The following is a 6,363-nucleotide window of genomic DNA, read 5'->3' as shown; positions in this document are numbered from 1 at the left end:
ATGCCGCGGCAGGCGCGATCGTCGAGCGCGGCGGCGCCTTTTTGCACGCCCTCTGGCGCAGCGCGCGGCGGAGCGGCTGGGAGTGGTTCGAACCCGCTCTCGCCTATGACAATGCGCGTCTCGCCGAGGCGCTCCTGCGCGCCGGGCGGCGGACGGATTCCGTTCCGATGGAAGAGGCCGGCATCGGGGCGCTCGACTGGCTCTGCGACATCCAGACGAGCAGCGAGGGGCATTTCCGTCCGATGGGCTGCGAAGGCTTCGGCGCCGAGGGCGAGCTTTTTCCGTTCGATCAACAGCCGCTCGAAGTCTGGGCGACGGTCGATGCCGCCGCGACCGCCTACCGCCTGACGGGCAAGCTGCGCTGGCATGACCGGGCCGAGCGGGCCTATGGCTGGTTTCTCGGCGCGAACGACCGCGGCGCGGTGATCGCGAGTTCGGCAACGGGGCGCTGCTGCGACGGGCTGACCCGTCACGGGGTCAATTCGAATGTCGGGGCCGAGTCCGCGCTGGCTTTTCACCTTGCGCACCGCGCGATGGCCGATACATTCTGGACGCGGGGGATAGCGAAGGACACCGGCGCCAGCGATGTTGATCTGCAATCCGAACCACACGCCGCTGCACATTCTTCATGACAAGCTTGCGGCCGACCCTGCGCGGGTCGTGCTCAGGCCCTTCCACCTCGCCTGGCAGTCCAATGTGTCCGAACCATCGCGGGCGGCGCAGCTCGCCGCCGACATATTGGCGATGGACGAGGAGGAGGCCGAGGCACAGCTCGGCCTCGTGTGGAAGGATTTTTCCGAGCGCCACTGGCAGATCGGGCGGATCTTCGACGAACGCTTCGCCGAGGTCGCGGAAGATCTGGAGCTCGATCCCGGCATCGTCTCGCCCGTCAAGCGGCGGCTGATCGGCGCCTATTTCTGCCACGAATATAGCTATGCCGCCGCCGCGCTCATGAACCCGAGCGTCGTCCCGCATCCCGACCAGAGCGGGCTTGCCGCAGACCAGCAGCGCTTTCTCATGTCGATGCGCGCGGTGGGCGAGGGCCATATCAGCTCGGTCGCGTTCCGCGAGGGAATCATCGGCGAGGGCGGCGACTTCACGCTTTGGCCCCAGTCGGGACCCGCGATGGCGGCGGTTGCCGACGACCGCCATCGGCTTGGCGATGAGGGCAAGGTGAATGTACACCGTCAGCCCGACAGTGCGATCTCGAACAGCGTTCTTTTTCCGATGACAGAGGCGCAGCGCGGCGGCATCGAGGATCTGCGCCTCGTGCCCTTCGTCCACGACGATGGCCGCACGGAATATATCGGCACCTATACCGCTTATTCGGGGCAGGCGATCCGCTCGGAACTCCTGCGCACGACCGATTTCTCGGGCTTCTCGCTCGAGCCGCTGGCGGGCCGCGCCGCGCGCCACAAGGGCATGGCGCTGTTTCCGCGCAAGGTCGGCGGCCGCTATCTCATGATCGCGCGGCAGGACGGCAAGAACATCACCATCATCGCTTCGGACAGTCTCACCGACTGGGACGACGAGGGACAGATCCTCATGCGTCCCGCCTATGCGTGGGAGCTCATCCAGATGGGCAATTGCGGCAGCCCGATCGAATGCGACGAGGGCTGGATCCTTCTCACGCACGGCGTCGGTGCGATGCGCAAATACAGCCTTGGCGCGGCCTTGCTCGACCGCGACGATCCGACCAAACTCATCGCGCGCACCGAGTGCCCGATCCTATCGGCCGCCGAGAGCGACCGCGAAGGTTATGTTCCGAATGTGGTCTATACCTGCGGCGCGATGCGCGTCGGCGGGGACCTGTTCATCCCTTACGGGATTTCGGACAGCGCGATCGGTTTCGCGACGACGCCGATCGAGCGGCTGCTCGCGAGCATGAGCTAGAAGCCCGGCCGGCTTATTTGAAGGGCGCGGGACGCTCGATCTTCCGCCTGGCATCGACCGACGCGACGAGCACGGCGCAACACAGGCAGCCATCCTCGTCGGTCACCTCGATCCGGAGCGTATCGACATCGTTGATGAGTTCGGGATTGTCGCCGAGGAGGTGCCCCGCATAGCGGGCCGCCTCGACCCTTGCTGCGGCCGTGTCGGGCAGGTCGACGCCTTCGTCGTCGAGCTCGCGCTGGCCGCTGCTGCTGTGGAAATAATAACGGGGCATCCAACTTCTCCCACCTTCGGCAACTCACAAGTCTGCCTAGGGTTTCGATCCGGCCACCGCCCCTTCGTCACTGCACCACGACACATGCCGATCGGGGGGGCCTCATACCCGCCTATGGCGCTCAGGCGGCGGCAAATCCAGCCTTGTTCATCACCGCGGTCACATGTTTGTTGCCATCGGCGCCGAGCGCCGCCTTGAGGCGGGGGAAGAGGCGCTGCTCCTCCTCCTCGACATGCGCTTCGATCTCGGAGCGAAATTCGCGGACCTTGGCGATCCAGGCGGGGTCGGCGGCGTCCATTTCCGAGAGGTCGAAAAGATATTGCTTCACATAGCCATGGTCGTGAACGAGCTTGTCGGCGTCCTCGATCTGGCCATGGTCGCGCATCGCCGGATAGACGACATTCTCCTCTTCGAACGCATGTTTGGCGAGCGCGTGCTGGAGCTGGACGAGCAGAGCCTTGCGCTTTTTGACGTCGCTTTCGTCGGTCGCCTCGAGCGCGTCGAACAGCGTCATCGTCAACCGGTGTTCGGCCTTGAGTCCCTCGTCCCATTGTCCCTTGAGCGCGGTGAGGCTCTGCACCGCGGCCTTTCGGCCGAGGTTGGCGACGAGGCCGACGGCAAATCCCGCCGCGGCCGCACCGAGCAGGAAGGCCGGGTTGCCCCGCGGCTGGCGCGCGTTGGCGAAAATGTTGAGGGACATGGGAAGGCTCCTTCGAAAGGTCAGGGATGGTCGAGGCGGGTCTCGACGCGGATGAGCGATACCGCCGTGCGTCGCGGCTGAACGAGCATGAAGTGGGCCGCGACCGCGATGTCCTCGGCGCGAAGCATCTGATGCTTGCCGATCAGTTCCTTCTGCTTCTCGGGCGGGAATTCGGGATATTGGAAGTCGGCACCGGTAAACCCGGGCTCGATCAGTCCGACCTTGATATCCTGCTCCGCCAGCTCCTTGCGGAACGACTGGACGAAGCCCTGTATGCCGCTTTTCGCCGCGACGTAGATCGAGCTGCCCGGACCGCGCGACACCGCGGTCATCGATCCGATCACGATGATGTCGCTGCCCGCCGACATGCAGCGCGCCGCTTCCTGGGCGCAGACGAGATAGGCGGTGAAGTCGGTCTCGAGCTGGTAGCGCGCCTCACTCTCGCCTGCGTCGGCAAGCGCCGCCGCCGGGACGGCGGCGTTGATCACCGCGATGTCGATTTCGCCGAGAAAGTCTCGCGCTGCCTCGAAAAACCGGTCGACATCTTCCGCCATTGAAAGATCGACGTTGATCCCGTCGCCTTCGCCCACTTCGCGGATGCGCTGCAGCGCATCCTCCAGATGTTCGGGGGTACGGCCGCAGACGAACACCTTCACGCCGTAGCTTGCGAGCAGGACCGCGATCGCGCGGCCGATCCCGGTCGTGCCCCCGGTTATGATCGCCCGCCGGCCCTTGATGTCGGGGGCTTCGGTGTGCGCGTCGGCTTCATCGATCATGGCTTTTCCCCGAAGGTCGCGGAGACGGGATCGGCTCTCGTTCGCGCTGTCGGCGCGGCGACGACCCAGTAGGGATTGTCATCGTCGGCCTTGAGCAGGCTGCAGAGCGGCGCGCCGTCGACGAACAGCCGTGCGGAGCGGCCTGCCGCTTCGCCGGCGGCGATATCGAGCGCGCTTGCGGGGCTCGCCGCCTCGAAGAGGAGGCGCTTCTCGAGGCCGATATGATCCTCGTGATAGTGCAGCATGAGCGTCGGCTTGCGTGCGGGCGCCGGGCCGTCCGATGTTACTGCCGCGACTTGGCCGGTGACGGGAGCGTTCATCGTCAGCCCCTCAGTAAGCTGGCGGATCGCTGCTCGGGAAGGATTCGTCGGCGGCCTGGTCGACGCGGTCCCACTCACGCCTTACCTCGTCGCGCATGCCGTCCGGTCCCGCCGAGCGGGTCTGATCGAAATTTTCCGGATGCGTCTCGCCGTCGGCGAAGGCCGCCGAATGGCCGTCGTCTTTCGCATCGGCCGGCGCCTGCTTGCGCGTGAACCAGAACAGCGCCCCGAGGACGCCGATACCGAGAATTTTTCCGAACCCCGACGAGCGGCGGGGCGCCGTCATTGCATGTGCCATATCTGTCTCCAGCTTGAGAGAAAATCCGGGAGGCTGAAAGGGCAACGGGGGGGCGGGCTCAAAGTTGCCGCGGCGCCGCACCGATTAACAAATGTTGCGCTGTTTGTACCGGCCGTGCGTGGCGGACGCCTCAGTTCCAGCTGAGAAGGAGGCTGCCATTCGCCGGAACGAGGAAATCGAGGCGGTCGCCGCTGTTCCCGTCGGGCCGGATCGCATCGCCGTCCGCCGCGGCGACGCGTATCGCGGGAAGCTCGCCCCGGCTCTTCCGGACGAAGCTGAGCCGGGCCGTGCAGCCTTCGCCGCCGTCGAGGCGAAGCGAGAGCCGCGCTGGCGCCATGCGCTCGAGGGCACGGACGAAATGATCGCAATAAAGGTCGAACGGCGCGCCGTCGACGTGGTGAAAGGCGCGGGTCGCGAAGATGAATGCGGCCCCGGCGCCATAGACTTCCTGCCCCACCTGGCCCGCGGGCTGACCGTCGGCATAAAGATCCTCGACGGGAAAGGAGAGGGCGGGGTCGATGCGCCCGTTACCGGGGCGCTGTTCGTCCGAGACGGCCTCGGCGGGCAGGGCGTCGGGATAATAAAACCAGGCCCGATCGAGCGCATAGCGGCAATATTCCGAAATCAGCATGCGCGCCGCCGGCTCGAGGTCGGGTCCGCTGTCGGCAAGATAATGTTCGAAAGCGGCGAAGCTGTCGAAACATTCGTAGATCGCCATATAGGGTGCGTCCTGCAGACAGGTCGCGCCCAGAAAGTTGCGGTGATGAACGGCGAGGCCGATCTCGCTTTCCCAGATCTCGGTGTGATGAAAGAAGCTCGCGAGATAGACATAGCTCTGCTCGCGGTAGACGTCGCGGCCGGTGACCCGCCACAAGCGCATGCAGGCGGCAGCCCCCCAGGCGGTGAGGTTGGCTTGATAATTGATGTCGAAACCCAGACCGACCGCGGTGTCGATCGCGGCGCACGCCTCGTCGAGATACAGCTTCTCGTCGGTGAGCTCGAACGCCTCGAGCATCACCCAGGCATAGATGCCGCCGACATCGGTCTGGCCGCGCCCGTCGGCTCCGGCGGTCTCGGTGATGACCGAGAAATCGGTGATCTTGTACTGGATCGGCCATTTGTAAGTGAAATGCCGCGCTGCGCGGATGGCATAAGGAAGCGATTTCAGAAACAGCCGCCGCGCCTTCGCGTCGCCATCGAGAGCGAGTTTTCCGAGGTTCAGCAGCGGGTGGTAGAGATACCAGCTGTCGACGGCATCGGCATCCTTGTCGTCACCGACATTGGGCAGATAGCGGCGCAGCGTCTCGAGCTTCCGGTCGTAAAATTTGCCGAGGCCGGCCTTGAACTCTTCCTCGAGGGGATGAATCTCGCCGCGCCATTTCCCCCAGTCGTGCAGTGCCTGCACGATCGACATCTGGACCATGGCGTCCGGATATTCGGCATCCGTATAGGGGTGGATGTAACGATGACCATAATAGCGCACGGTCGCCTCCGGCGCGGCGCCGAGATGTCGCGCCGTCCGCGCGGCCCGCTGCCGCCAGTCGCGATAGTCGGTCGGCGGCAGGGACAGCGAACGATAGGCAGCGCCCAGCATCTGGAGAAATCGCCGCGCGCTGTCGCGCTCGTCTGCCGGAGAGCCGTCGCGGACGACTAGCCTCGCATCGCTCAGCGTATAAGTGATCCCGGGCGCCAGCGGTGCGGCTTCGTCGGCAGTGTGGAGCGTCTGGCCGGGAAGGCGGAAGCCCAGCCCCGGCCAGATGCCTCCCACCGCGGCATCCGGATTGGTGCCAGTCGCCTGGAAATAGGGATTGAGCGCGGTGAAATCCTGGAAATAGAAAAAGGTACCGAAGGCGGGGTCGGTAAGTTCGCCATAGAGGAGCCCGGCGTTGAGACCGCGTTGCACCGCCTCGACGGTTCCGCGGGTCCCCATCGGATCGTCCTGGGCGTCGAACGGAAAGAGATCGCGCGCTCCGGCCGGAAGGAGCAGCGGCGCCGAGGGGCGGAGTGTCGAGACAAGGCGGAGGCAGGGGAGCGGCCCGGGTCGCGCCTCGAGCGCGACCTCATGCGCGCCGATCGCACTTTCGACATGCACGCGGGCGAGC

General features: G+C 65.5%; 7 protein-coding genes and 1 pseudogene. 2 read left to right on the top strand and 6 right to left on the bottom strand.

Going from position 1 to position 6,363, the window contains the following annotated elements:
• Together VN047_RS07985 and VN047_RS07980 are read left to right on the top strand one after the other, a co-directional pair.
• Window positions 1-632, top strand: a pseudogene (locus VN047_RS07985) (glycosyl transferase family 1); the annotation flags it as partial.
• The gene (locus VN047_RS07980) at window positions 586-1,893 is read left to right on the top strand and encodes a glycoside hydrolase family 130 protein (protein WP_325541586.1); all 1,308 of its coding nucleotides are present in this window, start codon (window positions 586-588) and stop codon (window positions 1,891-1,893) included. The pseudogene VN047_RS07985 and the gene VN047_RS07980, both read left to right, overlap by 47 nt.
• Window positions 1,894-1,906: 13 nt before the next feature.
• On the opposite strand, the gene VN047_RS07975 is transcribed toward VN047_RS07980, so the two are convergent.
• The 6 genes from VN047_RS07975 to VN047_RS07950 all read right to left on the bottom strand — a co-directional run.
• Window positions 1,907-2,167 (bottom strand): DUF6894 family protein, encoded by a 261-nt coding sequence (locus VN047_RS07975; RefSeq protein WP_054728047.1) that lies wholly within the window; start codon window positions 2,165-2,167, stop codon window positions 1,907-1,909.
• Between the two features lie 121 nt (window positions 2,168-2,288).
• Entirely contained in the window at window positions 2,289-2,867 is a 579-nt protein-coding gene (locus VN047_RS07970) for a hemerythrin domain-containing protein (RefSeq protein ID WP_325541585.1), read from the bottom strand.
• 20 nt (window positions 2,868-2,887) lie between these two features.
• Entirely contained in the window at window positions 2,888-3,643 is a 756-nt protein-coding gene (locus tag VN047_RS07965; RefSeq protein ID WP_325541584.1) for an SDR family oxidoreductase, read from the bottom strand.
• Window positions 3,640-3,963, bottom strand: coding sequence for a hypothetical protein (locus VN047_RS07960; protein ID WP_325541583.1), 324 nt, complete (start codon window positions 3,961-3,963; stop codon window positions 3,640-3,642). The genes VN047_RS07965 and VN047_RS07960 overlap by 4 nt, the downstream gene beginning before the upstream one ends.
• Window positions 3,964-3,973: 10 nt before the next feature.
• Window positions 3,974-4,249 carry a hypothetical protein gene (locus VN047_RS07955; RefSeq protein ID WP_054728039.1) on the bottom strand — a complete coding sequence of 92 codons (276 nt, stop codon included), beginning with the start codon at window positions 4,247-4,249 and terminating at the stop codon, window positions 3,974-3,976.
• Between the two features lie 142 nt (window positions 4,250-4,391).
• The coding region (locus VN047_RS07950; protein WP_325541582.1) for a hypothetical protein at window positions 4,392-6,363 on the bottom strand (1,972 nt) is incomplete at its 5' end.

The organism is Sphingopyxis sp., from assembly GCF_035565275.1.
In the GTDB taxonomy this organism is placed as follows: domain Bacteria; phylum Pseudomonadota; class Alphaproteobacteria; order Sphingomonadales; family Sphingomonadaceae; genus Sphingopyxis.
This window is presented reverse-complemented; position numbering and strand designations above follow the sequence as displayed.

Bases quoted from the DNA above. Each gene is read 5' to 3' on its own strand.
- VN047_RS07980 (WP_325541586.1), top strand. From the start codon at position 586: ATGTTGATCTGCAATCCGAACCACACGCCGCTGCACATTCTTCATGAC.
- VN047_RS07975 (WP_054728047.1), bottom strand. From the start codon at position 2,167: ATGCCCCGTTATTATTTCCACAGCAGCAGCGGCCAGCGCGAGCTCGAC.
- VN047_RS07970 (WP_325541585.1), bottom strand. From the start codon at position 2,867: ATGTCCCTCAACATTTTCGCCAACGCGCGCCAGCCGCGGGGCAACCCG.
- VN047_RS07965 (WP_325541584.1), bottom strand. From the start codon at position 3,643: ATGATCGATGAAGCCGACGCGCACACCGAAGCCCCCGACATCAAGGGC.
- VN047_RS07960 (WP_325541583.1), bottom strand. From the start codon at position 3,963: ATGAACGCTCCCGTCACCGGCCAAGTCGCGGCAGTAACATCGGACGGC.
- VN047_RS07955 (WP_054728039.1), bottom strand. From the start codon at position 4,249: ATGACGGCGCCCCGCCGCTCGTCGGGGTTCGGAAAAATTCTCGGTATC.